This window comes from Erythrobacter sp. SG61-1L, assembly GCF_001305965.1.
Lineage (GTDB): Bacteria > Pseudomonadota > Alphaproteobacteria > Sphingomonadales > Sphingomonadaceae > Andeanibacterium.
The window spans coordinates 3,613,527-3,636,701 of the sequence record NZ_JXQC01000003.1 but is presented as its reverse complement, the minus strand read 5'-3'; the positions used below and the strand labels follow the sequence as shown (position 1 = coordinate 3,636,701).

General features: G+C 62.6%; 35 protein-coding genes and 1 tRNA gene. 13 read left to right on the top strand and 23 right to left on the bottom strand.

The annotated features are described in order from the left end of the window. Nucleotides 1–154: 154 nt before the first annotated feature. On the bottom strand, nt 155–1,522 hold the full coding sequence (locus SZ64_RS17900) for an Hsp70 family protein (protein ID WP_054531969.1): 1,368 nt from the start codon (nt 1,520–1,522) through the stop codon (nt 155–157). A 157-nt stretch (nt 1,523–1,679) separates the two neighbouring features. Here SZ64_RS17900 and SZ64_RS17895 point away from each other — a divergent pair, with 157 nt between their 5' ends. Continuing rightward, nucleotides 1,680–2,453, top strand: a complete 774-nt coding sequence (locus SZ64_RS17895) for a DUF2189 domain-containing protein (protein ID WP_054531970.1) — start codon at nt 1,680–1,682, stop codon at nt 2,451–2,453. On the opposite strand, the gene recF is transcribed toward SZ64_RS17895, so the two are convergent. Beyond that, nucleotides 2,450–3,535: a DNA replication/repair protein RecF gene (gene recF / locus SZ64_RS17890; protein ID WP_054531971.1), complete on the bottom strand. Its 1,086-nt coding sequence runs from the start codon at nt 3,533–3,535 to the stop codon at nt 2,450–2,452. The two genes, SZ64_RS17895 and recF, sit on opposite strands and share 4 nt — an antisense overlap. 44 nt (nt 3,536–3,579) lie before the next feature. Between recF and SZ64_RS17885 the strand changes: the two genes are divergently transcribed. Genes SZ64_RS17885 through SZ64_RS17880 form a run of 3 tightly spaced genes read left to right on the top strand, consistent with a single transcriptional unit; the run spans nt 3,580 to nt 4,116 of the window. After that, a complete protein-coding gene (locus tag SZ64_RS17885) occupies nt 3,580–3,765 on the top strand; it encodes a hypothetical protein (protein ID WP_054531972.1) in 186 nt (61 codons plus the stop codon). A gap of 16 nt (nt 3,766–3,781) precedes the next feature. Beyond that, on the top strand, nt 3,782–3,907 hold the full coding sequence (locus tag SZ64_RS19060; protein WP_277813745.1) for a hypothetical protein: 126 nt from the start codon (nt 3,782–3,784) through the stop codon (nt 3,905–3,907). 2 nt (nt 3,908–3,909) lie between these two features. Beyond that, entirely contained in the window at nt 3,910–4,116 is a 207-nt protein-coding gene (locus tag SZ64_RS17880) for a PspC domain-containing protein (RefSeq protein ID WP_054531973.1), read from the top strand. A 27-nt stretch (nt 4,117–4,143) separates the two neighbouring features. Here SZ64_RS17880 and SZ64_RS17875 read toward each other — a convergent pair whose 3' ends face one another. Further along, nucleotides 4,144–4,881: a queuosine precursor transporter gene (locus tag SZ64_RS17875; RefSeq protein WP_054531974.1), complete on the bottom strand. Its 738-nt coding sequence runs from the start codon at nt 4,879–4,881 to the stop codon at nt 4,144–4,146. A 90-nt stretch (nt 4,882–4,971) separates the two neighbouring features. On the opposite strand from SZ64_RS17875, the gene SZ64_RS17870 reads away from it, so the two are divergent. Next, nucleotides 4,972–5,048 (top strand) — tRNA-Arg (locus tag SZ64_RS17870). Between the two features lie 84 nt (nt 5,049–5,132). On the opposite strand, the gene SZ64_RS17865 is transcribed toward SZ64_RS17870, so the two are convergent. Next, the gene (locus tag SZ64_RS17865) at nt 5,133–6,206 is read right to left on the bottom strand and encodes a choice-of-anchor A family protein (RefSeq protein ID WP_241773079.1); all 1,074 of its coding nucleotides are present in this window, start codon (nt 6,204–6,206) and stop codon (nt 5,133–5,135) included. Nucleotides 6,207–6,725: 519 nt separating this feature from the next. On the opposite strand from SZ64_RS17865, the gene SZ64_RS17860 reads away from it, so the two are divergent. Next, nucleotides 6,726–7,040: a TraR/DksA C4-type zinc finger protein gene (locus SZ64_RS17860; RefSeq protein ID WP_054531975.1), complete on the top strand. Its 315-nt coding sequence runs from the start codon at nt 6,726–6,728 to the stop codon at nt 7,038–7,040. 42 nt (nt 7,041–7,082) lie between these two features. On the opposite strand, the gene grxD is transcribed toward SZ64_RS17860, so the two are convergent. The 7 genes from grxD to SZ64_RS17825 all read right to left on the bottom strand — a co-directional run bounded on the left by grxD (nt 7,083) and on the right by SZ64_RS17825 (nt 10,789). Next, nucleotides 7,083–7,412 (bottom strand): Grx4 family monothiol glutaredoxin, encoded by a 330-nt coding sequence (gene grxD / locus SZ64_RS17855; RefSeq protein WP_054531976.1) that lies wholly within the window; start codon nt 7,410–7,412, stop codon nt 7,083–7,085. Nucleotides 7,413–7,448: 36 nt separating this feature from the next. Next, nucleotides 7,449–7,682, bottom strand: a complete 234-nt coding sequence (locus SZ64_RS17850) for a BolA family transcriptional regulator (protein WP_054531977.1) — start codon at nt 7,680–7,682, stop codon at nt 7,449–7,451. A gap of 3 nt (nt 7,683–7,685) precedes the next feature. Continuing rightward, a complete protein-coding gene (locus SZ64_RS17845) occupies nt 7,686–8,009 on the bottom strand; it encodes a DUF1476 domain-containing protein (RefSeq protein ID WP_054531978.1) in 324 nt (107 codons plus the stop codon). 49 nt (nt 8,010–8,058) lie between these two features. Beyond that, nucleotides 8,059–8,661: a 3-isopropylmalate dehydratase small subunit gene (gene leuD, locus SZ64_RS17840; RefSeq protein WP_054531979.1), complete on the bottom strand. Its 603-nt coding sequence runs from the start codon at nt 8,659–8,661 to the stop codon at nt 8,059–8,061. After that, a complete protein-coding gene (locus tag SZ64_RS17835) occupies nt 8,661–8,882 on the bottom strand; it encodes an isopropylmalate isomerase (RefSeq protein ID WP_347230273.1) in 222 nt (73 codons plus the stop codon). The genes leuD and SZ64_RS17835 overlap by 1 nt, the downstream gene beginning before the upstream one ends. Nucleotides 8,883–8,913: 31 nt before the next feature. Then, nucleotides 8,914–10,347, bottom strand: a complete 1,434-nt coding sequence (leuC, locus tag SZ64_RS17830; RefSeq protein ID WP_054531980.1) for a 3-isopropylmalate dehydratase large subunit — start codon at nt 10,345–10,347, stop codon at nt 8,914–8,916. 76 nt (nt 10,348–10,423) lie between these two features. Next, complete coding sequence (locus SZ64_RS17825) at nt 10,424–10,789, bottom strand: hypothetical protein (protein WP_054531981.1); 366 nt, start codon at nt 10,787–10,789, stop codon at nt 10,424–10,426. Between the two features lie 186 nt (nt 10,790–10,975). On the opposite strand from SZ64_RS17825, the gene SZ64_RS17820 reads away from it, so the two are divergent. Both SZ64_RS17820 and SZ64_RS17815 read left to right on the top strand, forming a co-directional pair. Beyond that, nucleotides 10,976–11,377 (top strand): thioesterase family protein, encoded by a 402-nt coding sequence (locus SZ64_RS17820; protein ID WP_054531982.1) that lies wholly within the window; start codon nt 10,976–10,978, stop codon nt 11,375–11,377. A 16-nt stretch (nt 11,378–11,393) separates the two neighbouring features. Continuing rightward, entirely contained in the window at nt 11,394–11,912 is a 519-nt protein-coding gene (locus SZ64_RS17815) for a sterol desaturase family protein (protein WP_054531983.1), read from the top strand. 808 nt (nt 11,913–12,720) lie between these two features. Here SZ64_RS17815 and SZ64_RS17810 read toward each other — a convergent pair. The 10 genes from SZ64_RS17810 to SZ64_RS18850 all read right to left on the bottom strand — a co-directional run bounded on the left by SZ64_RS17810 (nt 12,721) and on the right by SZ64_RS18850 (nt 16,523). Beyond that, the gene (locus tag SZ64_RS17810) at nt 12,721–13,131 is read right to left on the bottom strand and encodes a SufE family protein (protein ID WP_054531984.1); all 411 of its coding nucleotides are present in this window, start codon (nt 13,129–13,131) and stop codon (nt 12,721–12,723) included. A 24-nt stretch (nt 13,132–13,155) separates the two neighbouring features. Continuing rightward, nucleotides 13,156–13,407: a hypothetical protein gene (locus tag SZ64_RS17805; protein ID WP_054531985.1), complete on the bottom strand. Its 252-nt coding sequence runs from the start codon at nt 13,405–13,407 to the stop codon at nt 13,156–13,158. Continuing rightward, on the bottom strand, nt 13,407–13,703 hold the full coding sequence (locus SZ64_RS17800; protein WP_054531986.1) for a hypothetical protein: 297 nt from the start codon (nt 13,701–13,703) through the stop codon (nt 13,407–13,409). The genes SZ64_RS17805 and SZ64_RS17800 overlap by 1 nt, the downstream gene beginning before the upstream one ends. Before the next feature lie 10 nt (nt 13,704–13,713). Further along, on the bottom strand, nt 13,714–14,064 hold the full coding sequence (locus tag SZ64_RS17795; protein ID WP_054531987.1) for a hypothetical protein: 351 nt from the start codon (nt 14,062–14,064) through the stop codon (nt 13,714–13,716). 26 nt (nt 14,065–14,090) lie between these two features. After that, nucleotides 14,091–14,459 carry a hypothetical protein gene (locus tag SZ64_RS17790; RefSeq protein ID WP_054531988.1) on the bottom strand — a complete coding sequence of 123 codons (369 nt, stop codon included), beginning with the start codon at nt 14,457–14,459 and terminating at the stop codon, nt 14,091–14,093. Next, nucleotides 14,459–14,761 (bottom strand): hypothetical protein, encoded by a 303-nt coding sequence (locus SZ64_RS17785; RefSeq protein WP_054531989.1) that lies wholly within the window; start codon nt 14,759–14,761, stop codon nt 14,459–14,461. Before SZ64_RS17785 ends, SZ64_RS17790 begins: the two co-directional genes overlap by 1 nt. Before the next feature lie 27 nt (nt 14,762–14,788). Continuing rightward, nucleotides 14,789–15,166, bottom strand: a complete 378-nt coding sequence (gene pspC, locus SZ64_RS17780; protein ID WP_054531990.1) for an envelope stress response membrane protein PspC — start codon at nt 15,164–15,166, stop codon at nt 14,789–14,791. Next, complete coding sequence (pspB, locus tag SZ64_RS17775) at nt 15,163–15,468, bottom strand: envelope stress response membrane protein PspB (protein ID WP_054531991.1); 306 nt, start codon at nt 15,466–15,468, stop codon at nt 15,163–15,165. Before pspB ends, pspC begins: the two co-directional genes overlap by 4 nt. Before the next feature lie 3 nt (nt 15,469–15,471). Then, on the bottom strand, nt 15,472–16,158 hold the full coding sequence (pspA, locus tag SZ64_RS17770; RefSeq protein ID WP_054531992.1) for a phage shock protein PspA: 687 nt from the start codon (nt 16,156–16,158) through the stop codon (nt 15,472–15,474). 209 nt (nt 16,159–16,367) lie between these two features. Continuing rightward, nucleotides 16,368–16,523 carry a hypothetical protein gene (locus tag SZ64_RS18850; RefSeq protein WP_193391539.1) on the bottom strand — a complete coding sequence of 52 codons (156 nt, stop codon included), beginning with the start codon at nt 16,521–16,523 and terminating at the stop codon, nt 16,368–16,370. 152 nt (nt 16,524–16,675) lie between these two features. On the opposite strand from SZ64_RS18850, the gene pspF reads away from it, so the two are divergent. After that, nucleotides 16,676–17,695, top strand: coding sequence for a phage shock protein operon transcriptional activator (pspF, locus tag SZ64_RS17765; protein ID WP_054531993.1), 1,020 nt, complete (start codon nt 16,676–16,678; stop codon nt 17,693–17,695). Nucleotides 17,696–17,698: 3 nt separating this feature from the next. Here the strand turns inward: pspF and rnk are convergent, their stop codons facing one another. Beyond that, nucleotides 17,699–18,103: a nucleoside diphosphate kinase regulator gene (gene rnk, locus SZ64_RS17760; RefSeq protein ID WP_054531994.1), complete on the bottom strand. Its 405-nt coding sequence runs from the start codon at nt 18,101–18,103 to the stop codon at nt 17,699–17,701. A gap of 271 nt (nt 18,104–18,374) precedes the next feature. On the opposite strand from rnk, the gene SZ64_RS17755 reads away from it, so the two are divergent. Next, on the top strand, nt 18,375–19,244 hold the full coding sequence (locus SZ64_RS17755; protein WP_054531995.1) for a hypothetical protein: 870 nt from the start codon (nt 18,375–18,377) through the stop codon (nt 19,242–19,244). A 21-nt stretch (nt 19,245–19,265) separates the two neighbouring features. Here SZ64_RS17755 and SZ64_RS17750 read toward each other — a convergent pair whose 3' ends face one another. Further along, complete coding sequence (locus SZ64_RS17750; RefSeq protein WP_054531996.1) at nt 19,266–19,916, bottom strand: heme-binding beta-barrel domain-containing protein; 651 nt, start codon at nt 19,914–19,916, stop codon at nt 19,266–19,268. A gap of 228 nt (nt 19,917–20,144) precedes the next feature. Between SZ64_RS17750 and rimP the strand changes: the two genes are divergently transcribed. The 3 genes from rimP to SZ64_RS17735 are packed head-to-tail and all read left to right on the top strand — an operon-like array spanning nt 20,145 to nt 23,117. Next, on the top strand, nt 20,145–20,735 hold the full coding sequence (gene rimP / locus SZ64_RS17745; RefSeq protein ID WP_054531997.1) for a ribosome maturation protein RimP: 591 nt from the start codon (nt 20,145–20,147) through the stop codon (nt 20,733–20,735). A 5-nt stretch (nt 20,736–20,740) separates the two neighbouring features. Beyond that, complete coding sequence (gene nusA / locus SZ64_RS17740; RefSeq protein WP_054531998.1) at nt 20,741–22,375, top strand: transcription termination factor NusA; 1,635 nt, start codon at nt 20,741–20,743, stop codon at nt 22,373–22,375. Then, nucleotides 22,356–23,117, top strand: a complete 762-nt coding sequence (locus SZ64_RS17735; RefSeq protein ID WP_054531999.1) for a DUF448 domain-containing protein — start codon at nt 22,356–22,358, stop codon at nt 23,115–23,117. Before nusA ends, SZ64_RS17735 begins: the two co-directional genes overlap by 20 nt. Nucleotides 23,118–23,175 lie beyond the last annotated feature (58 nt).

Here is a 23,175-nt window from a genome sequence, read left to right as displayed (position 1 = left end):
AGGGCGGCAGATTAGGTGATCCGGGTTAACGGTGGATAGCGGAAATGCTTGAGATTGGCTTGCCAAGTAGTTTCCCGGAGTGCGTCATAGTCTCGCGGAATGGCGCCATAGTTTTGGCTGAATGCGGGCTGCGGCAGTGCCTGCTTCGCGGCGATCACTCGCCGTCCGGCGCCACCCAGTCAGACAGGTCCGGATCCTGTGCCATCAGGGCAAGGCCGTGTGCGATGGAGGTCAGTTCGTTGCCGGTGGCGATCCGTTCTTCGCCAAAGCGCGTTTCGAACAGGCGGCGCACGGCGGGGATGAGAAAGCGCGTTTCGAACAGGCGGCGCACGGCGGGGATGAGGGAGGAGCCGCCCGTCAGGAAAACATGGTCGATCTGTTCCGCAGCCAGCCCGGCGTTGGCAAGCGCTTGGTCCACCGTCTCGCCGATCCGGTGCAAGTCTGGTTCGATCCAGCTTTCGAAATCCGCGCGGCTCACTTCTGCGTCGATGGTCAGGCCGGGGCCTTCGAAGTGGAAATGCCCGTGGGTCTGGCTGGAAAGCGCGCGCTTGAGGTGTCCCACGGTGTCGTAAAGGGCATATCCCAGTTCGTTCTCGATCACGGCGATCATGCGCCCGATTGCGGCAGGATCGGTGGCATTGAGCTTCAATCGGGCGAGTTCGGCCATGGTCTTGCGGTTGCGCATCAGGGCGAGGCGTGACCAGTCGCCGAAATCGGTGAAATATCCGGCGGGAATCTCCACTGCCTTGTCGAAGGAACGGTAAGTGCCGCCTTTGCCCAGCCGAGGCAGAACCAGGCGATCCATGATCCGGTAATCGAACCTGTCGCCCGCTATGCCGATACCTGCCGAGCCAAGCGGCGTGCAACGCCGGGGCGAGCCGGGGGCTTCGACCCGAACGATCGAAAAGTCGCTGGTGCCGCCGCCGAAATCCGCCACCAGCAGGGTTGCCGGATCAGACAGGCCGGATGCAAAGCCATAGGCGGCCCCCAGCGGTTCGTAGACATAGTGGACCGAGCGGCCCAGCATGGCGAACATCGCATCGTACCGGGTGCGCGCAAGGGCCGTGTCCGGGCGGTTGCCGACATAGCGCACGGGGCGCCCGATCACGATGCAATCGGGCAGGTCCGCCAAAGCAATGCCCCCATGGGCCAACAGGTGGGTGAGGAAGATCTGTCCCAGCTCCTCGAAACGCAGGCGTTTTTCGAACAGACTGGCGTGTTCGAACAAGGGGTTGGCCGCCATGGATTTGAAGGACTGGATAAACCGGCTGCCCTGCGGAAAATCGAGGAATTCTGCGATGGCCCACGGCCCCGCCTCATGGCCCAGAGCGCCGCGAATGCCCTCTTCCTCCCAGAAGCACAGGGCGGATCGGAATACCGACCCGGGCCCGTTGGGCGCGGCAAACTCCACGAGGCTGGCCTGCCCGTCCTGCCCGGCGCAGGCGATGACGGAATTGGTGGTACCGAAGTCGATCCCGACTGCACTGGCCGTTGTGCGCTTGGCTGGAGCGGAGTTCGGCATGGCGGGAGGACTCACTCTGGGGGCAGGGCGGGCGCCTATGGCAGCGCATTCTGTCTGTCGCAACCGTCACGACCGGCGGATCGCGGCCGAGCTTGCCCTGCCATCGCGGGTAAGGCACCATCGCGCCAGACTTCCGTCGACAGGGGGCGTAAAGAGGATGGGCGAACAGGTTCAGATCGTGCCGGTGAAAGTCGCGGGCGATCTTCGGATGGGGGATCTTGCGGCGGCTCTGGCTGCGGGGTGGCGGGACTTCGCCGCCTGCCCGGCCTTCGGGCTGTTTTTTTCGGCGATCTATGTTGCGGCGGGGCTGTTTCTTTATTTCGCGCTGTTTTCATGGGGGCAGATCGGCTGGCTGGTTCCGGCGTCCGCGGGCTTCCCGCTGCTGGCGCCTTTCATCGCCGTGGGCCTTTATGAAGTGAGCCGCAGGCGGGAGGCGGGCCTGCCGATGAGCTGGGGTGCGGTGCTGGGTGCCCTGCGTGGTCGGGGTGACGAGCAGGTGTTGATGATGGGTGGCTTCGTCTTTGTCGGCTTCACCTTCTGGATCATCCTTGCCCATGGCATCTTCGCGATCTTCCTTGCGGAATCGGGCCTCGGTTCTGAATCGCTGGAGATATTCCGCACCGGCGCAGGCATGATGATGCTGGTGGTGGGCGGTGCGGTTGGGGCGCTGATGGCGCTTGCCTTCTATTCGATCACGGTGATGAGCCTGCCGATGCTGGTTGACCGGGAAGTGGACTTCCTCACCGCGATCATCGTCAGCCTAGCCGCTATGCGTGCCAATGGCTTCGTGCTGGTGGTATGGGCCGTGCTGATGTCGGTTGCGCTGTTCGTTTCGATGCTGCCGATGTTCTTGGGGATGTTGATCGTGTTGCCGGTGCTGGGCCATGCGACCTGGCACCTTTATCGCCGCGTCGTGCCCTTGGCTGCCTAGATCCGCTCTACACCGCCGGCTGCGACGCGCCAGCGCGCGGCCTCCACGCGGATTTCGGCAAAGGGCGTCAGTTCGGTACCGGTCAGCCAGACCTGCGCCTTGCCGGCGCGCAGCCGCTCGAACAGGGCGGCGCGGCGCACGGGGTCAAGATGGGCGGCCACTTCGTCCAGCAACAGCAGGCTTGGCCGCTCCCCGGCGGCAAGTCCGGCATGGGCAAGCGTGATGGCAATCAGCATCGCCTTTTGTTCCCCGGTGGAGCACAGCGCGGCGGGTTGGCCCTTGCCAGCCATGGTAACTTCCAGCTCGTCGCGTTGCGGGCCGGTGAGGGTGCGCTGGGCGGCGCGGTCCCGGCGGCGGCCCGCGGCAAGCGCTTCGGCCAGCGCGGCTGCATCCAGCGGGCCGCCGGGAACATAGGCCAGTACCGGGCGGGCGAACGGCTCTTCGGGCAGCAGAGCGAGCTCGGCGCCAAGCCTTGCGACCAGGGTGGCCCGCCCACGAGCGAGCGCGGCCCCGGCATCAGCAAGCTGTGCCTCCACAGCGTCCAGCCAGCGCGGATCGGGATCGTGTGGGCCGGACAGCAGCCGGTTACGCTCTCGCAGGGCGGCCTCGTGCCGTGCGGCAAGGCGCGCATGGCCGGGATTGAGCGCGAGTGCGAGCCGGTCCATATAGCGCCGCCTTGCGCCAGCGCTGTCGGCGAACAGCCGGTCCATTGCAGGGGTGAGCCAGGTCATCGCCAGCCATTCGCCAAGGCTCACCGCGCTGGCCGGGGCGCTGTTGATCTGGACAAGGCGGCGGCCCGGCTGACCAGCCTCGGTGCCGGTGCCCAACGTCACTGCCTCCGCATCGCCGGGCTGAGTCAGCCGCGCGCTGACGGTAAAGCCGCCCGGTCCGCCGCTTGCTGCCATGTCCGAAAGGGCCGCCCGCCGCAGGCCACGGCCGGGCGCGAAAAGGGAGATCGCCTCCAGCACATTCGTCTTGCCTGCGCCGTTCTCGCCCACGAGCAGGTTGAAGTGCCCGGTGCCGTCGATTGTGCTGGCCCGGTGGTTGCGAAAGGCGGCAAGTGTGATGCGGTCGAGCGCCATCGGCAGCGGCGATAGACCGGCAATGGCAGGCAGGCCAATGGAAAATGAGCCTGTCGGATTTCTCGATCCTGAAAGTTGGTGAAATTTCCCAACTCATGGTGTTTGGGTTGGGGTTGCGAGCGCGGCCAAGCCTGCCGGATCGCGCGAAAGCCTTGGAAATCCACCATTTCCTCAAATTGGCACGCCTCCTGCAATCACTGGCGCATCGGCGGGATGGGCCGCCGGATTGATTGAGGGAATTTTGAAATGCAGAACATGACTTCTACTTCCAGCCGGATCGCCGCGGGCGTATCGGCCTTCGCGCTTTCGGTCTTCCTGATCGCTGCCAGCTTCGTACCGCAGGGTGCGTTCATTCCGGGGATCGTGGCGTGAGCATGCTCGACAGCAAGAGCGGTGGATCGTCCGTGAAGGCGTTCCATCTTGATCGGGCGAATGCCAAGCTGATGGGCGTCTGCGGCGGGATCGGCAATTATGCGGGGATCGACGCCACGCTGGTGCGTATCGGCTTCGCCGCCGCAACCCTGCTGGGCTTTGGCGCGCCGGTGCTGATTTATCTCGCAATCGGGATCATTGCAGACTGACGGGGGGCATGCGTGCCCCCCACAGCATCAGGAATTCTTCGCGAAGGGCGAAAAGTCGGTGTCGCTGTCATAAACATCCACACCTTCGCGCCGCTTGAGGAAGCCCACCACCGCATAGGTCACGGGCGTAAGGGCAGCCTCCCACGCGGTCTTGATCAGCCATTGAGACAGCACGACCTGTATCAGCTGTTCGGGCGGCCAGCCGGCCAGACCGTAAAAGGCCAGCGGATAGAAGATCAGGCTGTCCAGCCCTTGTCCGACCACAGTGGAGCCAATGGTGCGCACCCACAGGAACCGGCCGCCGGTGATCAGTTTGAGCTTGGCCAGCACGAAGCTGTTGGCGAATTCGCCCGCCCAAAATGCGAACATTGAGGCGGCAACGATCCGCCAGCTGTTGCCGAACACGAATTCATAGGCTTCCTGGCCCGGCCAGCCATCGGCCGGGGGCAGGGCGACCACCACTGCCGCCATGAAGGCCATGAAAATGAGCGCGGCAAAGCCGGTCCAGATTACGCGCCTGGCATTGGCATAGCCGTAAACTTCGGTCAGCACGTCGCCAATGATGTAACTCACGGGGAAGAACAGCACTCCTGCGCCAAACGACCATTCCATGCCGCCCGGCAAAGTGACATAGCTGGGCTTGGACGCGCCGATCAGGTTCGACAGCAGCAGGATGGCGACGAAGGCGGCCATCAGATAGTCGAGATAGCGGAAATGCCTGCGCCCGCCCGCTTGGCCTTCGATGCGTCTGGTGTGTTCGCTCATGCAGCATTGCTAACCTGAAAACACCGCCGGGCATAGATACCCAAAAAGGCGTTCCCACCGGGGGGCGCCATGTTCTATGGGCACCACCACGCGCCCGTAGTTCAACTGGATAGAGCACGAGCCTTCTAAGCTTGGAGTTGCAGGTTCGAGTCCTGCCGGGCGCGCCAAAAAGGGGGCACCTCCGCCGTGGAGGTGCCCCTTTTTGTTGCGTTGAATCAGGTGGCGGCCGGTCCTGTCCTGCCGATGCAGCCTCAGGCTGCCTTCACCCGCCGCCTGCGCCAAAAGAACAGTGCGGCGAGGCCTGCCGCGAAGAGGGCCAGCATTCCCGGTTCCGGCACTTCGGTGCCGCCGGAGGAAGATCCGCCCGACGACGATCCGCCGGAACTGCTCGATGAAGGCGGTTCGTATTGATAGCCGCCATTATAAGTGCCCACATGCATCTCGCCATCCTGGGTGAGGCTGCCGAAGACGGCCGAGCCCTGAATGTAATTATAGGTGTGGGCATCCGCCTTGGGCGCCAGCACCGAGCCGCCGAAGGCAGTGGTCAGGGTGAGGTTCTCGGCGTCCGGGAAGTTCCAGATGACGTTTTCGCCCAGATTGTTCGTTCCGCCGAGAAAGTTGTCATTCAGCGTGATGTTCGTGCCGCTGACGTTCACGATGGCGGTTTGTGCGCCGTTAAGGTCGAACTGGATCTCGCCGATGGCGTCGAGATCGGCTGAGCTGATATTGAACACGGCCACGCCGTCCGCATCGGGCTGGGCAGTGAACACGCCCTTGTTCCCCTGGATCGAGAAATCGCTGTTCGGAGAAAGCGTGCTCAGATCGTAGGAGAGGTTGGTCACGCTGGTGGCGATCAGGCTCTTGTCCTGTTGCAGGTTCTGGGTGAATGCCGGGTCGGATGCTGAAAGGCCCGAAGTCACGGTGTTCTGATTGACATTCGTGTTGCTGATCGTGCCGCCGACCTGAACCGTCTGGGTCGCGCCATTGAGATTGAACCCGCTGTTGACGTTGCCGCCAACGATCGCGCCGGAGCCGTTGTTGAGGTTCTTCGTTCCGCCATTGACGTCACCAACCACGGTCAGGCCGGGCGTGCCGTTGGTCGAGGCAGGAATGGTCGAGATATTGTAATTCGAGGAATTGCCGGAAAGATCGCCGCCCACGAAAGTGCGCCCTTCCACTTCGGAGGAAGAGACGAGATCGCCCAGCACCACAAGGTTCCATTCGCTCAGGATGTCCGTGCCGGTGGGCGTGGATGCGAAGGCGGGAATGGACACGGCAAACGCCGCAGCGCCGGCGAGGAGGAACAGTCTGGATCTGGTGGACACGGGGATTCTCTGTGCAATTTCAACGGGGGGACTCGGCCCTTAACCCATTCCGTGAAGATTTATGCGTTTGATTAAACGGCGTTCCAAACAGGCACAGGTTACATCTGAAAGGATTGGGATCGCTGGCCGCGCAGTGCCATGCGCCTCGTATTTCAGTGGGCCTGAGATGGCTGGAGCAGGTCGGGGAAACCTTCGAGCAAGAGGCGGGACCGGGAGACCAGGTTTGGGGGACAGGGACGGTCCCGCCTCTATTCGAAGACTAGGAGTACCAGGAGAACAGGTACGTCCCTGATATTGCAACCACCGTGCCAGTTTTGAGCTGTTTCGCTTTCTTGCCCATCACGATGGTTTGCACCAGGTTAACGGAATTCGGGCCTGTAAGGCAGGCCGACACAATTCGGCGGAATGGCCGAAATGCGTGTCGGAATCTTGACGCTGGCTTTTGATTGGGCGCAATGTCGCAGGCCGAAATGCCGGGCAGACAGCCTTGGAGAAGGCAGCAACATCGGAGCAGGACGGATGAGCGATTACAGTGAAGTGGAAACGGCGCTCAAGGCGCGGCTTGTCGAGCTTACCGCGCGTGCCGAAGAGATCGAGGACGACCTGCGTCACCCGCTGGACGCGGATTCGGAAGAGCAGGCAATCGATCTGGCCGATGACGAGGCACTGGCGGGTGTGGATACCGTGCTGCGCAATGAGATCATGGCAACCCGCGCGGCGTTGCAGCGGATCGAAGATGGCACTTACGGCACTTGCGCCAATTGTGGCGGAGAGATCAACGAAATGCGCCTGAAGGCCCAGCCCACGGCGACTTTATGCATCAATTGCGCCTGAAATGAAGAAAACCCCGGACCACAAGGCCCGGGGAGCTTCGAATTATTCGGCCTTGGCGACCTGTGCGTCCTGCATCAGCTGCTGCAGTTCGCCAGCTTCGAACATTTCCATCATGATGTCGCTGCCGCCGACGAATTCGCCCTTCACGTAGAGCTGGGGGATGGTCGGCCAGTCGGAAAAGCTCTTGATGCCCTGGCGAATTTCCATGTCCTGCAGCACGTCCACACTGCCATAGGCCACGCCGAGATGGTCGAGGATCGCCACCGCGCGGCTGGAAAAGCCACATTGCGGGAAGAGCGGAGTGCCCTTCATGAACAGGACGACGTCGTTCGAATTCACGATGTCGGAAATGCGGGCATTGGTATCGGACATGGGTGTAATCCCGGAAAATTCGTTTGGTTCTGACCGTCAGTTGGGAACGGCGGTGGTCAGTTGCAAGGCATGGAGCGCGCCGCCCATGCGACCGCCCAATGCCTCGTAGACCAGCTTGTGCTGCTGCACGCGGCTTTTGCCCGTGAAGGCGGACGAAACCACACGTGCCGAATAATGATCGCCATCGCCAGCAAGGTCGGTGATTTCCACCGACGCATCGGGCAGGGCGGCCCTGATCAGCGCCGCAATATCGTCAGCCGCCATCGCCATAGGTCAGACTTCGCCCATCAGCTGGCGGCGGGCTTCGACGGTCTTCTCATCGAGCGCGGCGCGCACGCCTGCCTCGTCGATGTCGATGCCGGCGCCAACCAGATCGCCCAGAACCTTGCGGATCACGTCCTCATGGCCGGCTTCTTCGAAATCGGCCTGCACGACCGACTTGGCATAGGCTTCGGTCTCTTCCGGGGTCAGCCCCATCTTGGCCGCAGCCCACAGGCCCAGCAGCTTGTTGCTGCGCGCGGCCACGCGGAAAGCGGTTTCCTCGTCCATTGCATATTTGCGCTCTTCAGCGCGCTCGCGGTCCTGGAAATCGGTCATCTAGAGAATCCCTCGAAACAAAGCTGAAATCAGATAACGCGCGGCGTGCTTACGCCGCAAGGCCGGTTCCCTTGGCGAACCAGGGCATGTCTTTTGCCTGACGCGCCTCATAGGCCGAAATCGTGTCGCTGCGGGCCAGAGTCATGCCCACTTCGTCCAGCCCTTCCAGCAGGCAATGCTTGCGGAACGGGTCGATCTCGAAATTGAAACGGTCCTGGAACGGGGTCGTCACCGTCTGATGCTCGAGGTCGATCGAGATCGGATCGGTCTCGGCCACTTCCATCAGCCGGTCGATCGCTTCTTGCGGAAGGACGACGGTAAGAATGCCGTTCTTGAAGGCGTTGCCGGAAAAGATGTCGGAAAAGCTAGGGGCGATCACGGCCTTCACACCCATGTCCAGCAAGGCCCATGCGGCATGTTCGCGGCTCGATCCGCAGCCGAAATTGTCGCCCGCCACAATGATCGGTGCGCCTTTGACGTCTTCCCGGTCGAAGACATTGGCGGGGTCCTTGCGCAGCGCTTCGAAAGCGCCGCGGCCGAGGCCCTCGCGGCTGATCGTCTTCAGCCAGTGGGCGGGAATGATGATGTCGGTATCGACATTCTTCATCCCGAAAGGATAGGCGCGGCCTTCAACCTGGCGCACGGGTTCCATCAATCGGTCTCCGGAGGCTCGCCCGAGGGAATGGGCGGCAATTGTTCGGGCTTGTTCTTATGCTTGCGGCGGTTGGCGAACATCACTGCGGCGGCGACGGCGGCGGAACCGATCCCGATTGCCGCGCCCGCAATGGCAGCCTTTGTGCCCACGCCCATGCCGGAATCGGACTTGGCAGCCCGGTTCTTCGACTTCTCGCTCTTCGGTGTGTTGTCGGTCATGGCAGAAAGATGGGGTAGGCCGCGCTTGCGGTCAATCCACCAGCTCCCTCACATCGGTAAGGCGGCCGGTGACGGCGGCGGCGGCCGCCATTGCCGGGCTGACGAGGTGCGTGCGCGCGCCGGGGCCCTGACGGCCTACGAAGTTGCGGTTGCTGGTGCTGGCGCAGCGCTCGCCTGCGGGCACCTTGTCCGGGTTCATGCCGAGGCAGGCCGAACAGCCCGGTTCGCGCCATTCCAGGCCCGCTTCGATGAAGATCTTGTCCAGACCCTCTTCCTCGGCCTGATGCTTCACCAGGCCGGAGCCGGGCACGACAATAGCCCATTTGACGTTGTCGGCCTTCTTGCGGCCCTTCAGAACCTTGGCGGCGGCGCGCAGATCCTCGATCCGGCTGTTGGTGCACGAACCGATGAAGATGTTCTGGACTTCGATGTCCGTCATCTTCTGGCCCGGCTCCAGCCCCATATAGTCAAGGCTGGCCTGTGCGGCCTTCTGCTTGGAAGGATCGGCAAAGCTTTCCGGCGCCGGAACCACGCCGCCGATGGCGACGGTGTCTTCCGGGCTGGTGCCCCATGTAACGGTGGGCTGCACATCGGCTGCGTCGATCACCACGCTTTTGTCGAAGGTCGCGCCTTCATCGGTGCGCAGGCTGGCCCACCACGCCACGGCACGATCCCAGTCTTCGCCCTTGGGTGCATATTGGCGGCCCTTGAGATAGGCGAAGGTCTTCTCGTCAGGCGCGACGAGGCCGGCGCGGGCACCGCCTTCGATCGACATGTTGCACACCGTCAGGCGGCTTTCGATTGACATGTCCTCGAAAGCCTTGCCGCGATATTCGATCACATGGCCGGTGCCGCCGGCCGTGCCGATCACGCCGATGATGTGCAGGATCAGATCCTTGGCGGTCACGCCGGGCAGCAATTCGCCCTCGACGCGGATTTCCATCGTCTTCGACTGCTTGAGCAGCAGCGTCTGCGTGGCCAGCACATGCTCGACCTCGCTGGTGCCGATGCCGAAGGCCAGCGCGCCGATACCGCCATGGCAGGAGGTGTGGCTGTCGCCGCAGACGATGGTGGCGCCGGGTAGGGAGAAGGCCGTTTCCGGCCCCACCACATGCACGATGCCCTGATTGATGTCCGTCGGCCCGATATAGCGCACGCCGAATTCAGGCGCGTTCTTTTCCAGCGCGGCGAGCTGCTGGGCGCTTTCGGCATCCGCGATGGGAATGCGCTTGCCCGCTGCGTCAACGCGGGCGGTGGTCGGCAGATTGTGATCGGGGACCGCCAGTGTCAGCTCCGGGCGGCGGACCTTGCGGCCGCTGAGGCGAAGCGCCTCGAATGCCTGCGGGCTGGTCACCTCGTGGACGAGGTGGCGGTCGATGAACAGGATGCTAGTGCCGTCTTCACGGCGCTCAACTTCGTGAGCGTCCCAGATCTTCTCGTAAAGGGTGCGGGGTCGGCTGGCCATGGCGGGCGACCTAGGCTCGCCGGCCCCGCAAGACAAGGGAGGAAAAGTTGGCCGGGCTCAAGCCGGGCCTTGATGGTCACCGGCGATGGTCACCGGGGCGGCCCTGAGGGGCGCGGTCACGGTCGGCCACTTCGGCGGCGATCTGGCGCTTCACGCTGTCGATCCGCTGGTCGAGGATCCGCTCTTCAGTCCGGGTCAGACCGTTCTTGGCATAGCGCGCATGCAGATTCTGCAGCTGGTCGACCTTGCGTTCGAGGCGGTCGGCCTCGCGCTGCGAGATCAGGCGGCGTTCCTGCGCCCGGTCGATCTGGCGGTCGAGCTGGGCGATTTCCTGGCGGTAGCTGTCGCGGCCCTGCCAGCTTGCAGCAGAGGCGGGGACGGCGGCGCCCAGCACCAGCGAGGCTGCGATGGCAGGGGCAATCAGCTTGGCGAGACGGTTCATGGCTTTCATCCTTCGCTAGTTCAAAACTTCACGGCTTGTTCCGTGTGTTCAGAAATATGGCCAATTAGATGAATACCAGAGATACGGACGGTCGCAGCATTGCGGCGAATTGTAACAAAATGTCTTTGTTGCACTGCGGCGGTGGGAGTCATTGAAACGTCCCTAAAGGAGATGTAACTTACACCTATGTCAGCAGCTCCGTACAAGTTCCCGATCACGATCCTGCCCAGCGATATCGACTTCATGGGCCACGTGAATAACGCCCGCTATCTCAGCTGGGTGCAGGATGCCGTGCTCTCGCACTGGAAGAAGCTGGCTCCGGCGGATACCGCTGCCTCGCGCCTTTGGGTCGCACTGAAGCACGAGATTACCTATCGCAAACCCGCTTTCCTCGATGACGAGGTGATTGCCCGCACCGTGCTGGAACAGGTGCATGGCGCCCGCGCCTTTTATCACACGATCATCGAGCGGGGGGAGGAAGTGCTGGCCGAAGTGCAGTCCTGCTGGTGCTGCATCGATGCTGAAACGCTGCGGCCTGCGCGGATCGGTGAAGAAATTCGCCGGTTCTTTTTCCAGCCGAAGGATTGAACTATAAGGTAGCGCGATGGATGCGCTTCTTCCCCTGCTTATCGTGATCGCTACCGCCGCTGCCATGGAAGGCGTGGCCTGGGGCAGCCATAAATATATCATGCATGGCTGGGGCTGGGGCTGGCACCGTGACCACCACGAGCCGCACGAAAACCTGCTGGAGAAGAACGATCTCTACGCCATCGTCGGCGCCGCGCTGAGCATTTCGATGTTCGCCGTGGGCAGCCCCTGGGTGATGGGCGCAGATGCGTGGTGGCCTGGCACCTGGATCGGGCTGGGCGTGCTGGTCTACGGGATCATCTACACGCTGGTACATGATGGCCTCGTTCATCAGCGCTATTTTCGCTATGTTCCGCGCAGCGGCTATCTCAAGCGACTGGTGCAGGCCCACAACCTCCACCACGCGACCGTGGGCAAGGAAGGTGGGGTCAGCTTCGGCTTCCTGGTGGCGCGCGATCCGGCACAGCTGAAGGCCGAACTGAAGCGCCAGCGCGAGGCGGGCGTCGCCGTGGTGCGCGACAGCGCGGGGGCTTAAGCGGCGTAGGCAAAGTCCAGCTTAAGCTTCAACGGCCGCTTTTCAGTTGGCCGTTTCCGGGGCTTAGGCGCCAATAGCTGTCATTCTGGACACGGCAACATTGCAAACGTTTGCACGATCGTCATGCTGAACTTGTTTCAGCATCCATCCGTCCGCACGAACCGCCGTGCGATCCGGAGAAATGGATCCTGAAACAAGTTCAGGATGACGGGTTAAGATGGTCAGCCATTCATCCCAACCTTGCCGAAAGTCGCCTTTCCGGAAACGACAGCATTGCGGACCCTCCGCTCACCGAAGATCGATGCGAGCGCATTCAAATTCGACGAGGCTGCCTGTCTCAATCCCTCCCGGCAACGGGACTGGCTCTTCAAGGCGTAGGCCGCCGATCTCAAGAAGCCCTCGCTCCTTATCGACTACGAGTGCCACACCTCGATGCTGATACTGTGGGCCGATATGTTCAAGCTGAGGGACCGTTTGATAAGTGAGCATAAACACGGTCGAATCAAAAAGTTGCAGTGGCTCGGTAATCTCCGCTCCCACTTCAAAGGAACAGGGATAACAGAAGGCTTCGCAGTTGTGCCGTCCGTCACTGACGACAACCGTTGCCGAATCTGAGCCCGGGTCGAACGGAGTGACTGTTACGACATGCATGCGCGAAGATTATCATCCGTGCTGGGCGTGTGATATTTTATTCCACCTGATGTTCAATGACCGTTCTCCACAACATTCCTGTCATTTAGGTCGCAGGCAGTACTCTCAGATATCAGACGCTCATGCAGGTCCGCATTTGCTCACACCGCCCAGGTCGTTAGCCCGCCGCAGCGATTCGGGCGGCGTGTTCTTTCACCAGTGCGATCATGTTGGGCACGCCCTGCGTGCGGTTGGAACTGAGCTGTTTTTTCAGCTCGAACGGTTCCAGCGCGGCCGTGATGTCCATCGCCGCCACTTCCGATGCGGGCTTGTCCTGCACCGCGCTCAGCACCAGCGCAACAATGCCCTTGGTGATCGCGGCGTTGCTGTCTGCCAGGAAGTGCAATGCTTCGCCCGCCTGAGTGGGATAGACCCAGACCTTGGCTGAACAGCCGCGCACCAGCGTGGCATCGGTTTTCAGTGCATCGGGCATGTCTTCCAGCTCGCGGCCGAGTTCGATCAACAGGCGATAGCGTTCGTCGCCCTCAAGGAATTCGTATTCTTCGCGGATGTCGTCAAGGCTGCGCATGGGCGCGGCTCTAGCAATCCTGTCCTAGAGGTCCACCCCCGATGCGATGGCTTCCAGCTTGCGGATGCGTTCCTTCAGGTCCGCCAGTTCGATGCGGGCGGCGCCTTCGCCAGCCCGGCCTTCGATCTCGACATGGGGGCGGCGGGCATCCAGTTCCCTGCCTTTCAGCGCAAGCCAGCCCTGCCAGCCGCGCAGCGCGGTGGTGGAAAGGATCGCCAGGCCGAGCAAGGCGATGCAGGCGATCAGCAAATCGTCGCTCAGGATCTGGCTCAGCATCAGGCATCTCCTTTCGGCGCAGCCTCAAGGCTGCGCAGGCTTTCGATCTCTGCGGCAATGGCTCGGGCATCGCGGCCCGATCCGGTGTGGCTGTCGGTGGCAATCCGTTCGAGCACCTTTACCCGCTCGCGCAGTTCCGCAACTTCACGTTCCAGCGCTTCGTTTTGCTGGCCGAGCCTGAACTGATTGCCTGACGAATCCTGCCCGATGCCGGCCTGGGCGCGGTAGCGCGAGGACATCGTCCCGGCGATTGCGCAGATCAGCACTATCAGGACAAGGACTGTACCGAATCCCATCTTATCCTCCTCAATGGTCCTGCGGGTCGCGCAGGGGCCTGCTCTGCCCAAGGGCCTTGCTGTCGTTGTCGCGCAGGGCTTCGATCTCGCTGGCGAGATTGTAGCTGCGGTCGGTCACGATGCGTTCGAGCACTGCCAGCCGGTCTTCCGACGCTTCGAGCCGGTCGATCAGGCGGGCGTTTTCGGCGCGCAGCACTTCCACTTCCTCGCTCTCGTCCCGGCGGCCGCGGTTCCGGCCATGGTGGCCGAAGGGGCCGCGCTGGCCCGCATCGCCATGCCGGGCGCGGATCCAGCTTTTCACTACTCCGGCCAGCATCGCCATGGCGATGATCGCAAGCACGAATTCGGCACCGTATTGCATGTATCGAACTCCCCTTTTCGCGGCGTTCAGTTCACGGATTTTTCGCGGGTGGCGTCCGGCAACGGCGCCGGTTCAGGCTCGCGCAGGCTTTCGATCTGCCGGGCCAGGTCGAAGCCCTTGTCGGTCACGATCCGCTCCACCACGGCCATGCGATCCTTCACGGAGGCCAGCTCGGCGCGCAGCGAGGCGTTTTCCTGGGTTAGCAGGCGCACGCGCTGCATCGCTTCGGAATTGAGTTCCGGCTTCAGCGACTGGCCCCACATGCCTTCCAGCGGATAGCCGTGCTGGATGCGCAGCTTGGTGGTGTGCATCCAGCCCCAAATGCCCGCCAGGCTGACCACGAAGGCGCCGCCGACGATCCAGCCGAGATAGGGCAGGAAATCTTGCGCGCTCATCAGATGCGCTCCTTTTCGCGGTTGCTTGCCGGCAGTTCCACCTTGTGCGTGTCGCGCAGGGCCTCGATCTGGCTGGCAATGTCATAGCCATTGTCGGTCACGATCCGCTCCAGCACGCGCACGCGCTCCTCCAGATCCCTGATCTGGCCGGCATATTGCGCGGCGCGTTCCGCCGAGGCGCCTGCCATGGAATTGGCCTGCATTTCCGCGATCTTCTGCTGGTGCTTCGTCCAGATCGCGATGATTGGAATGGACATGCCCAGAATCGGAATCATCAGGGCCAGAGTGCCTGCGTCCAACATAATTCCCCCCTCTTGGTCCTTCGCGTCTCAGCGCAGGTTTTCGATTTCCGCGGAAAGGCGCGGATTGCTGGAGACGTAATAGCTTTCCACCTCGGCCAGACGCCGGTCGATGTCGCGGAAACGGGCGCGGATTTCGCGCGCGGTGCGCTTGGGCGACTGGCGCACACGCTGCCAGTATTTCTGCTCGTCCCGGTCCACATAAAGGTCTGCCGGCTTCTTCTGGACGAACATGGCCAATGCGAAATAGGCCAGCGGGATGAAGCCCACGCCCATCACCGTCAGTGCGACAGTAGCCAGCCTGATCCACAGGACGTTGACGCCGGTATAGTCTGCAATACCTGCGCAGACGCCGAAGACTTTGCCATTCTGCGTGTCGCGGTAAAGCATTGTGCGGGGGCTATTCACTTGCGGTCTCCCTTTTCAGCCAGCATGCGATCGAGTTCGCGCAGGCGCTGGTTGTCCACTTCCAGATCGTGGTGAATGCGTGCGGGTTTGAAGTCCGAATGGTCGGATGCGACGAGCCGCTCGACCGTGTCCATGCGCTCATCCAGGCGACGGGCGAGCTGGTAGAGTTCCTCCAGCAGGACTTCATCGTCGGTGGTGATCGTCGCCGCGGTCTTCCACTTGGTGATGTAGTGAAGGATGATCCAGGGAAGGCCGACGAACAGGCCCAGGATGGCAACCATCGGAATAAGTGCGTCATCCATAGCTTAGCCCCCCTTGCTTTCGTCGCCCATGCCGAGCGCACGCTTCATTTCTTCCAGTTCCTCGTCGATCTTGTCCGATCCGGCGAGGGCGTTGATCTCGTCGGCCAGGCTCGGCTGGCCGCCTTCGGCAATCCGCAGCGCATCGGCGCGGCCTTCGGCATAATCCACCCGGCGCTCCAACTGGTCGAAGCGGGCCATTGCCTCGTCCACCCGTTCGGTGGCGAGCAGGGTGCGCAGCTTCACGCGGTTTTCCGCGCTTTCCAGCCGCGCTGCGATCTGGCTCTGGCGGCTGCGGGCTTCGCGCAGGCGGTTCTGCAGTTTCTGGATGTCATCCTCATAGGCGCGCAGGGCATCGTCCAGCACGGTGATTTCCGCCCTGAGCTGTTCGGCCATGTCGCCTGCCTTGCGCTTTTCGACCAGCGCTGCACGCGCCAGGTCTTCGCGGGCCTTGGACAGGGCAAGCTGGGCCTTTTCGCCCCAATCCGCCTGAAGCCGTTCCAGCTTCATCGTGTGACGGTGCATTTCCTTCTGGTCCGCAATTGTGCGCGCCGCACTGGCGCGAACTTCCACCAGCGTTTCCTCCATTTCCAGAATGATCATGCGGATCATCTTGGCCGGGTCTTCGGCCTGATCCAGCAGATCGCTGAAATTGGCGGCGATGATGTCGCGGGTACGAGAGAAAATGCCCATCCAGGGAACTCCACCAAAAGTTGCATTACGGGAAGTCGGGTCAGCTTTGTGCCGCAGCCGCTCTACCTCGGAAGCGAGGCGAACGCGACGCGGCTCTTCCCCGCTGAGGGCGGGAGCGCGGTTGCCGGAACGGCTGGGCTGTGTCCCGTCCATCCGGATTGCCCGGCGCTCTGCCCCGATCGGGCCGAGCGGAGTGTCGTCCGCCTTGCTCACGCCAGCTCCACGACCTGCGTGGCCAGCGCCAGCGGCACGGGTGCCGCCTGCAGCTGCTGGCTGAGCGCAAGTATGTTGAAGGCCAGCATGGCGGCCAGACTGATGATCGCGGCCTTGCCCAGCTTGCTGCTGAAAAATTGGCGGTCAAACATGGATCGGTTCCCTCCAGAAATCATGCCACGGAATTAGCAAGGGGCGTGCCAAATCGCGCGGAGGGCGGAAATCGGGCAAATTTGCGTTTGGGGTAGGAATTGGTGTTGGGAAATATTGCCACCTGTTGGGAAAATGCGCTATTTGCTGGCGCATGGATCGGGGCAACCAGTTCATCGGGCAATCCGGGGCCTTTCTCGATGCGGTGGAGCGCGCCAGCCGCGCCGCGCCCATGCGCCGCCCGGTGCTCGTCATCGGCGAGCGCGGGACGGGTAAGGAACTGATCGCCGAACGCCTCCATCGCCTGTCCAACCGCTGGGAAGAACCGCTGGTTACGATGAACTGCGCGGCGCTGCCTGAAACCCTGATCGAGGCCGAACTGTTCGGCCATGAGGCAGGAGCTTTCACTGGCGCTACCAGGGCGCGCGAGGGAAGGTTCGAGGAAGCCGACCGGGGCACGCTGTTTCTCGACGAACTGGCGACATTGTCCATGGGCGCGCAGGAGCGCCTGCTGCGCGCGGTGGAATATGGCGAGGTGACCCGCATCGGTTCCTCCCGCCCGATCCGGGTGGATGTGCGCATCGTGGCGGCCACGAACGAGGATCTGCCGCGCATGGCGAAGGAAGGCCGCTTCCGGTCCGACCTGCTCGACCGGCTGAGTTTCGAGGTCATCACCCTTCCGCCGCTGCGTGTGCGGGAAGGGGATATTGCTGTTCTGGCCGAGTATTTCGGCCGCCGTATGGCTGCTGAACTGGGGTGGGAAGCCTGGCCGGGCTATGCCCCGCATGTCCAGCGACAGCTCGACGATTATGTCTGGCCCGGCAATGTCCGCGAATTGCGCAATGTGGTGGAACGGGCCGTTTATCGCTGGGACGATTGGGACGAACCGATCGGCCACGTGCAGTTCGATCCGTTCGACAGCCCTTGGAAACCGGTGGGCGAACGGGTGCACAAGGGCACCGAGATTGTGCACAAGGCGCCCGAGGCTATGCTCAAGGCGCCCGAGCACGATCAGGTAACCGATCTGCGCGCGGCGGTGGACGCGCATGAGAAGGCGATCCTCGAACACGCACTGGGCCGCTACCGCTGGAACCAGCGGCAGACGGCCAAGGCGCTCGGGCTAACCTACGATCAGCTTCGCCACTGCATCCGCAAGCACGGGCTTGTTCAATAGGGATCAGGCTGGCTGGGCTACCTTGCGGATGGTCAGCACGCGCTCGCTGCCATTGCGGGCGGGCCAGATGATCGACTGCCCTTCGGCCAGCCCGATCAGACCGGCGCCCACCGGGGTGAGGACGGAGAGCTTGCCCGCAGCAATATCCGCCTGGCCGGGATAGACGAGCTGGATCGTATGGCCGCCTTCATGGGTGCCGTCCGCGAATTCCACGGTTGAGTTCATTGTCACCACGCCTGCCGGAACCTTCCCGGCTGGGTGAAGGCTGGCGCGGTCGATCTCGCGCAGCAGCAGCTCGCTGGCTTCCGGGAAACGCTCGCTATTGCCGATGGCGAGATTGGCGAGGCTTTCGGCCTCATTGTCGATCATGTGAATGGGCGGCCTGCGCGAGGCCTTGGTATTTGTCATGGTGCTGGCACCTCCGGACAGGAAACGATGCGGCCTGGTGCCGCGTTCGGTCTTGGAAGTTCGCCCCGGGCGCGGGGCGTGTGCGCACCGGACCCGGGGCTACATGCCCGCGAGGAGTTGACCACCCAGATGTCGGAAGAAGTGTCCGTGCATGGGCTAAGGCTGTCACCGGTGCGGCGGCAAGTCAATCGCTGCGGGACAAGGATGGTTCGGTTGGTGCTGGCGGCACACTGAATCTGGCAGCATAGTCCGCTGCAGGAAAGGGGGATCTATGCATTGGAAGGCGATTCTCGGCGCCGTTACTGTCTGTGCGCTTCAGGTGCCGGCAGCAGCGGAAGACATTGCACCGTCACCGGCTGAGGCGGAAGTGCCCTATGCCGCTGAGACGGCGCGGGCCGAGAAGCTTGGCCTGCAGATGTATCTTTACGATCAGGCAGCCTGGCTTGCGACAGACAGCTTCCTGCCGGACATGGGCAAGCTGCCGCAGAAGCAATTGCGCGGATATGTTGTGGTTCCGGGCCAGGGCGATCGGCTCGAGGCTGTGTTCTACGGCGAGGTAGATGGCGAACTGACAGAGTTTGCCCGATATGATGTCGATAAGGGCAAGGTCGTTTCCGGCGGCATACTGGCGAAAGCCGACAGGGTCGCGCTGTCACCTCTGGCGAAGCGCCTTGCCGATGCGCGCGCGGTGGCAATCGATGAAGTGATCGCCAAATCCTACGGCTTCTGTTCGGATCAGCAGCCCAACACGCTGACACTGCCGCCCGATGAGAACAATATCGTGTCGGTCTATGTGATGACCCCGCCCGTCACGAACGATTCCTATCCTTTGGGTGGCCATTACCGGGTCGACGTCGATGCGCAGGGCAAAGCCATCCATTCGCGGCGTTTCCTCAATTCCTGTTTTGAGGTGCAATACAGGAATGCGAAGGATGAAAACGGGAAACCGATGGAGCCGACGGCGCTAGTGGTGACGCATCTGCTCGATCCCTATCCGACCGAGATTCACGCATTCGCAAGCCGATATTTGCCGGTCGAACTGATGGTGGTCACGGTGGACAACAAGGCCATGTGGTCCGTGGTTCAGGGCGATATTGCCTATGCGGGCCAGCTTTCAGGCCTGGACGAGGCGGAGGATTGAAAGGGTAAGGGCAGGCGGGCCTCAGCCCGCGCCCTGTTCCCGTACGATCCTGAGCCAGGGGTTCATGTCCACTTCGCCCACCTTGGTCAGGCGATTGTTGTCGCGATGGTGGAAGGGTTCGGTCTGGCCGCGCACGGTCAGCACAGTGTCCTGCACATAGCTCCAGCTGCCGTCCTCGTGAAATTCCACTTCGATCGAGTAGGAATCGGTGCGGAAGGCCTGTTCGAGGAAGAAGGTGGAGGCAATGCCGTATTCGGTGGTGCCGCGCGATGCGGCCAGCTTCAATTTCGTATCGTCCGGCCCGGCGTGGCCCGATGCCAGCGCCACTTGCCCGCGCGGGATCGCCAGCGATTGCATGATGAGGCCGGTGGCAGGTTCCCATAGCCAGTAGCCCACCTGATCGTGGAACGTGATGTCCTCGTCCGGCGTGTTGACGTGCAGGTGATAGCGCAGGCCATAGAGCAGCTGCGGGCCGTTCGACTGGGGATCGATCGGCTGCATCACGATGCGTTCGTAATATTCGCTCTCGTCCGGGCCTTCCGCCTTGGGTGCGATGTCCGTGCCGCGATTGCCTTCCCAGATCCCCGCGAAGCGCCGCAACGGGCCGAGATTGGCCAGCGTATCGGGGTCCACATCTTCCTGTTCGGTGAAGATGTCCTCGGGAATTTGCATTCGTCGCTCCAGTTCGCAGAAGGGCAGCCTGTGCTTGTGCAAGCAGTCAAACCTGCCAGCGTCAAGCGCGACTCGGCGCTATGCGGGGCCTCGTCACTTTCCCTTGCATTTTGTTCGCCACACGCCTAATTGCAGCCCATCCCGACATTGTGATTCACGGTTTGGATGCTGGCGCCGCAGGGGGCCGGCCCGAAGCGCGTTTCCCACTGTCCGTCTACCGGAGTCTGCATGGCCGATATTGCGCGCCTTACTGAAGTGATCGAACCTGAGGCGAATGCCCTGGGGTTTGACCTTGTGCGCGTGAAGATGATCGGCGCCGAAGCGGGCGAGGGGGAACCTGCGCTGCAGATCATGGCGGAAGACCCGGCGACCGGGCAGCTGGTGATCGAACAATGCGCGGAACTTTCGCGCCGTATTTCCGACCGGATGGACGAATTGGAAGAGGCGGGCGAAGTGCTGGTGGAAGGGGCCTATCGCCTCGAAGTCAGCTCGCCCGGCATCGACCGCCCGCTGACCCGTCCGAAGGATTTCGCGAACTGGGCCGGCCACGAAGTGCGCGTCGCCCTGGCCGAAACGATTACCGGCGACGATGGCAAGCCGCGCAAGACCGTGAAGGGCGATCTTGCCGGGATCGAAGGCGATGTCGTCACCGTGGACGATGCCAAGGTAGGGCGGGTGCAATTCCCGCTGGAACTCATTCATTCGGCAAAGCTTGTGCTTACCGACAGGCTGATTGCCGCAACCCGTCCGCTCGACACTTCCGGCGCTGAGGAAGTGGATGAAGGCGCAGAAGAATTTCTCGAAGAAGAGGAAGGCTGATACCAATGGCCAGTGCGATTTCCGCCAACAAGGCAGAGCTGCTCGCGATTGCGAACTCCGTTGCCAGCGAGAAGATGATCGACAAGGCGATCGTCATCGAGGCGATGGAAGAAGCGATCCAGAAGGCTGCCCGTGCCCGTTACGGCGCCGAGAACGATATTCGTGCGAAGCTCGATCCCAAGACCGGCGACCTGCGCCTGTGGCGCGTCGTGGAAGTGGTCGAGGAAGTGGAAGACTATTTCAAGCAGGTCGATCTCAAGCAGGCCCAGAAGCTGGACAAGAATGCCGGCCTGGGTGACTTCATCGTCGATCCGCTGCCGCCGGTCGATCTTGGCCGTATCGACGCGCAGAGCGCCAAGCAGGTGATCTTCCAGAAGGTCCGCGATGCCGAGCGTGAACGCCAGTACGAAGAATTCAAGGACCGTGCGGGCGAAGTGATCACCGGCGTGATCAAGTCGGTCGAATTCGGCCATGTGATCGTCAATCTCGGCCGCGCCGAAGGCGTGATCCGCCGCGATCAGCAGATCCCCCGCGAAGCCGCCCGCGTGGGCGAGCGCGTGCGGGCGCTGATCCTGAAGGTGGAACGCAACAGCCGCGGCCCGCAGATCTTCCTTTCCCGCGCGCATCCGGAGTTCATGAAGAAGCTCTTCGCGCAGGAAGTGCCCGAAATCTACGATAGCATCATCGAGATCAAGGCCGCTGCCCGCGATCCGGGTTCGCGCGCCAAGATCGGCGTGATTAGCCGCGACAGCTCGATTGACCCGGTCGGCGCCTGCGTCGGCATGAAGGGCAGCCGCGTTCAGGCCGTGGTGCAGGAACTGCAGGGCGAAAAGATCGACATCATCCCCTGGAGCGAGGACACCGCGACTTTCGTGGTCAATGCCCTCCAGCCCGCCACCGTCAGCCGCGTGGTGATCGACGAGGAAGAAAGCCGCATCGAAGTTGTGGTGCCGGACGACCAGCTTTCGCTGGCCATCGGCCGCCGCGGCCAGAACGTGCGCCTTGCCAGCCAGCTGACCGGCAGCCAGATCGACATCATGACCGAGGCCGAGGCTTCGGAGAAGCGCCAGAAGGAATTCTCCGAGCGTTCCAAGATGTTCGAGGAAGAGCTGGACGTGGACGAGACGCTGTCGCAGCTGCTCGTGGCCGAAGGCTTCGCCGAGCTGGAAGAAGTCGCCTATGTGGGGATGGACGAGCTGGCTTCGATCGAAGGCTTCGACGAAGAACTGGCCGAAGAACTCCAGAACCGCGCCCGCGAAGCGCTCGATCGCCAGGAAGAGGCTGCCCGTCAGGAACGCCGCGCCCTGGGCGTGGAAGATGCGCTGGCCGAAATTCCGAACCTTACCGAAGCGATGCTGGTCACGCTCGGCAAGGCCGGGATCAAGACGCTGGACGATCTGGCCGATCTGGCCACCGATGAACTCATTGCCAAGAAGCGCAACGAACCGCGTCGCCGTGGTGACGGTCCGCCGGCGCGCCGCAATGCCCGCACCGAGGACAAGGCGGGCGTGCTTGGCGAATATGGCCTGACCGAAGAGCAGGGCAACGAGATCATCATGGCTGCCCGCGCACACTGGTTCGAAGACGAAGAACCGGTTGCTGACAATGGGGAGGCCGCCGATGCGGACACCCCGCAATGAGCCGCTAGGTTCCGACAGTTCCGCACTCCGCCCGCCGCGCAACCGCGCGGCCGGGACGGAGGAGGCGACTCCCGAACGCAAGTGCGTTCTCACCGGCCAGAACGGCTCGCGTGACGAATTCCTGCGTCTGGCGATTTCTCCCGACGGGCAGGTTCTGCCCGACGCGCTGGCCCGTGCACCGGGCCGGGGGGCGTGGATCGGTGTGACCCGTGCCGAACTGGACGAGGCGATTGCCTCGGGCAGGTTGCGCGGCGCGCTGGCGCGTGCCTTCAAGGGCGCCAAGCTCTCGCTTCCCGAAGATCTGGGCGCGATGGCGCAGGATGCACTGACGCGCGCATTTCTTCAGCGCCTCGGCCTCGAAATGCGGTCGGGAAAGCTTATATTGGGTTCTGACCGCATCGCGCAGCAGGCGCGGGGCGGGGCTGTCGCCTGGCTCGGCCATGCTGCCGATGCGAGCGACGATGGCTGCAGAAAGCTCGACCAGGCCTATCGTGTCGGCATGGATGCCGAAGGTTCGGGGCTGACGGGAGAGCGCTTGCCACTGGACCGCGCGGCTCTGTCTGTGGCATTGGGCCGCGATAATGTCGTCCATCTGGCGCTGGCTGACCACGGGTCGGCCGAAAGGGTCGCAATTCCCCTAAGGCGTCTGATGCGTTTCACGGGGGCATATCCTGCGGCTGAAGGCATTTCCCCGGAAGGGGCGGCGAACGGCGCCGCGCATCATGCCGAGGTTACCGGCTAGGGCCGGTGATTAACCACGGTACGGACGACGAATAGAGAATACGAAGGATAGATTGAGG

What these genes read in the sequence shown, in the direction of transcription:
- SZ64_RS17835 (WP_347230273.1), bottom strand. Translation starts at nt 8,882, where the DNA reads ATGACCGACAACACACCGAAGAGCGAGAAGTCGAAGAACCGGGCTGCC.
- SZ64_RS17805 (WP_054531985.1), bottom strand. Translation starts at nt 13,407, where the DNA reads ATGCTGAGCCAGATCCTGAGCGACGATTTGCTGATCGCCTGCATCGCC.
- SZ64_RS17845 (WP_054531978.1), bottom strand. Translation starts at nt 8,009, where the DNA reads ATGACCGATTTCCAGGACCGCGAGCGCGCTGAAGAGCGCAAATATGCA.
- leuC (WP_054531980.1), bottom strand. Translation starts at nt 10,347, where the DNA reads ATGGCCAGCCGACCCCGCACCCTTTACGAGAAGATCTGGGACGCTCAC.
- SZ64_RS17860 (WP_054531975.1), top strand. Translation starts at nt 6,726, where the DNA reads ATGAGCGATTACAGTGAAGTGGAAACGGCGCTCAAGGCGCGGCTTGTC.
- SZ64_RS17755 (WP_054531995.1), top strand. Translation starts at nt 18,375, where the DNA reads ATGCATTGGAAGGCGATTCTCGGCGCCGTTACTGTCTGTGCGCTTCAG.
- SZ64_RS17900 (WP_054531969.1), bottom strand. Translation starts at nt 1,522, where the DNA reads ATGCCGAACTCCGCTCCAGCCAAGCGCACAACGGCCAGTGCAGTCGGG.
- leuD (WP_054531979.1), bottom strand. Translation starts at nt 8,661, where the DNA reads ATGGAACCCGTGCGCCAGGTTGAAGGCCGCGCCTATCCTTTCGGGATG.
- SZ64_RS17785 (WP_054531989.1), bottom strand. Translation starts at nt 14,761, where the DNA reads ATGTTGGACGCAGGCACTCTGGCCCTGATGATTCCGATTCTGGGCATG.
- recF (WP_054531971.1), bottom strand. Translation starts at nt 3,535, where the DNA reads ATGGCGCTCGACCGCATCACACTTGCCGCCTTTCGCAACCACCGGGCC.
- SZ64_RS17850 (WP_054531977.1), bottom strand. Translation starts at nt 7,682, where the DNA reads ATGGCGATGGCGGCTGACGATATTGCGGCGCTGATCAGGGCCGCCCTG.
- grxD (WP_054531976.1), bottom strand. Translation starts at nt 7,412, where the DNA reads ATGTCCGATACCAATGCCCGCATTTCCGACATCGTGAATTCGAACGAC.
- SZ64_RS17790 (WP_054531988.1), bottom strand. Translation starts at nt 14,459, where the DNA reads ATGAGCGCGCAAGATTTCCTGCCCTATCTCGGCTGGATCGTCGGCGGC.
- SZ64_RS17815 (WP_054531983.1), top strand. Translation starts at nt 11,394, where the DNA reads ATGGATGCGCTTCTTCCCCTGCTTATCGTGATCGCTACCGCCGCTGCC.
- SZ64_RS17825 (WP_054531981.1), bottom strand. Translation starts at nt 10,789, where the DNA reads ATGAACCGTCTCGCCAAGCTGATTGCCCCTGCCATCGCAGCCTCGCTG.
- SZ64_RS19060 (WP_277813745.1), top strand. Translation starts at nt 3,782, where the DNA reads ATGCAGAACATGACTTCTACTTCCAGCCGGATCGCCGCGGGCGTATCG.
- SZ64_RS17885 (WP_054531972.1), top strand. Translation starts at nt 3,580, where the DNA reads ATGAGCCTGTCGGATTTCTCGATCCTGAAAGTTGGTGAAATTTCCCAA.
- SZ64_RS17795 (WP_054531987.1), bottom strand. Translation starts at nt 14,064, where the DNA reads ATGCAATACGGTGCCGAATTCGTGCTTGCGATCATCGCCATGGCGATG.
- rimP (WP_054531997.1), top strand. Translation starts at nt 20,145, where the DNA reads ATGGCCGATATTGCGCGCCTTACTGAAGTGATCGAACCTGAGGCGAAT.
- pspA (WP_054531992.1), bottom strand. Translation starts at nt 16,158, where the DNA reads ATGGGCATTTTCTCTCGTACCCGCGACATCATCGCCGCCAATTTCAGC.
- SZ64_RS17880 (WP_054531973.1), top strand. Translation starts at nt 3,910, where the DNA reads ATGCTCGACAGCAAGAGCGGTGGATCGTCCGTGAAGGCGTTCCATCTT.
- SZ64_RS17810 (WP_054531984.1), bottom strand. Translation starts at nt 13,131, where the DNA reads ATGCGCAGCCTTGACGACATCCGCGAAGAATACGAATTCCTTGAGGGC.
- pspB (WP_054531991.1), bottom strand. Translation starts at nt 15,468, where the DNA reads ATGGATGACGCACTTATTCCGATGGTTGCCATCCTGGGCCTGTTCGTC.
- SZ64_RS17750 (WP_054531996.1), bottom strand. Translation starts at nt 19,916, where the DNA reads ATGCAAATTCCCGAGGACATCTTCACCGAACAGGAAGATGTGGACCCC.
- SZ64_RS18850 (WP_193391539.1), bottom strand. Translation starts at nt 16,523, where the DNA reads ATGTTTGACCGCCAATTTTTCAGCAGCAAGCTGGGCAAGGCCGCGATC.
- SZ64_RS17735 (WP_054531999.1), top strand. Translation starts at nt 22,356, where the DNA reads ATGCGGACACCCCGCAATGAGCCGCTAGGTTCCGACAGTTCCGCACTC.
- SZ64_RS17800 (WP_054531986.1), bottom strand. Translation starts at nt 13,703, where the DNA reads ATGGGATTCGGTACAGTCCTTGTCCTGATAGTGCTGATCTGCGCAATC.
- SZ64_RS17895 (WP_054531970.1), top strand. Translation starts at nt 1,680, where the DNA reads ATGGGCGAACAGGTTCAGATCGTGCCGGTGAAAGTCGCGGGCGATCTT.
- SZ64_RS17820 (WP_054531982.1), top strand. Translation starts at nt 10,976, where the DNA reads ATGTCAGCAGCTCCGTACAAGTTCCCGATCACGATCCTGCCCAGCGAT.
- nusA (WP_054531998.1), top strand. Translation starts at nt 20,741, where the DNA reads ATGGCCAGTGCGATTTCCGCCAACAAGGCAGAGCTGCTCGCGATTGCG.
- pspF (WP_054531993.1), top strand. Translation starts at nt 16,676, where the DNA reads ATGGATCGGGGCAACCAGTTCATCGGGCAATCCGGGGCCTTTCTCGAT.
- SZ64_RS17875 (WP_054531974.1), bottom strand. Translation starts at nt 4,881, where the DNA reads ATGAGCGAACACACCAGACGCATCGAAGGCCAAGCGGGCGGGCGCAGG.
- rnk (WP_054531994.1), bottom strand. Translation starts at nt 18,103, where the DNA reads ATGACAAATACCAAGGCCTCGCGCAGGCCGCCCATTCACATGATCGAC.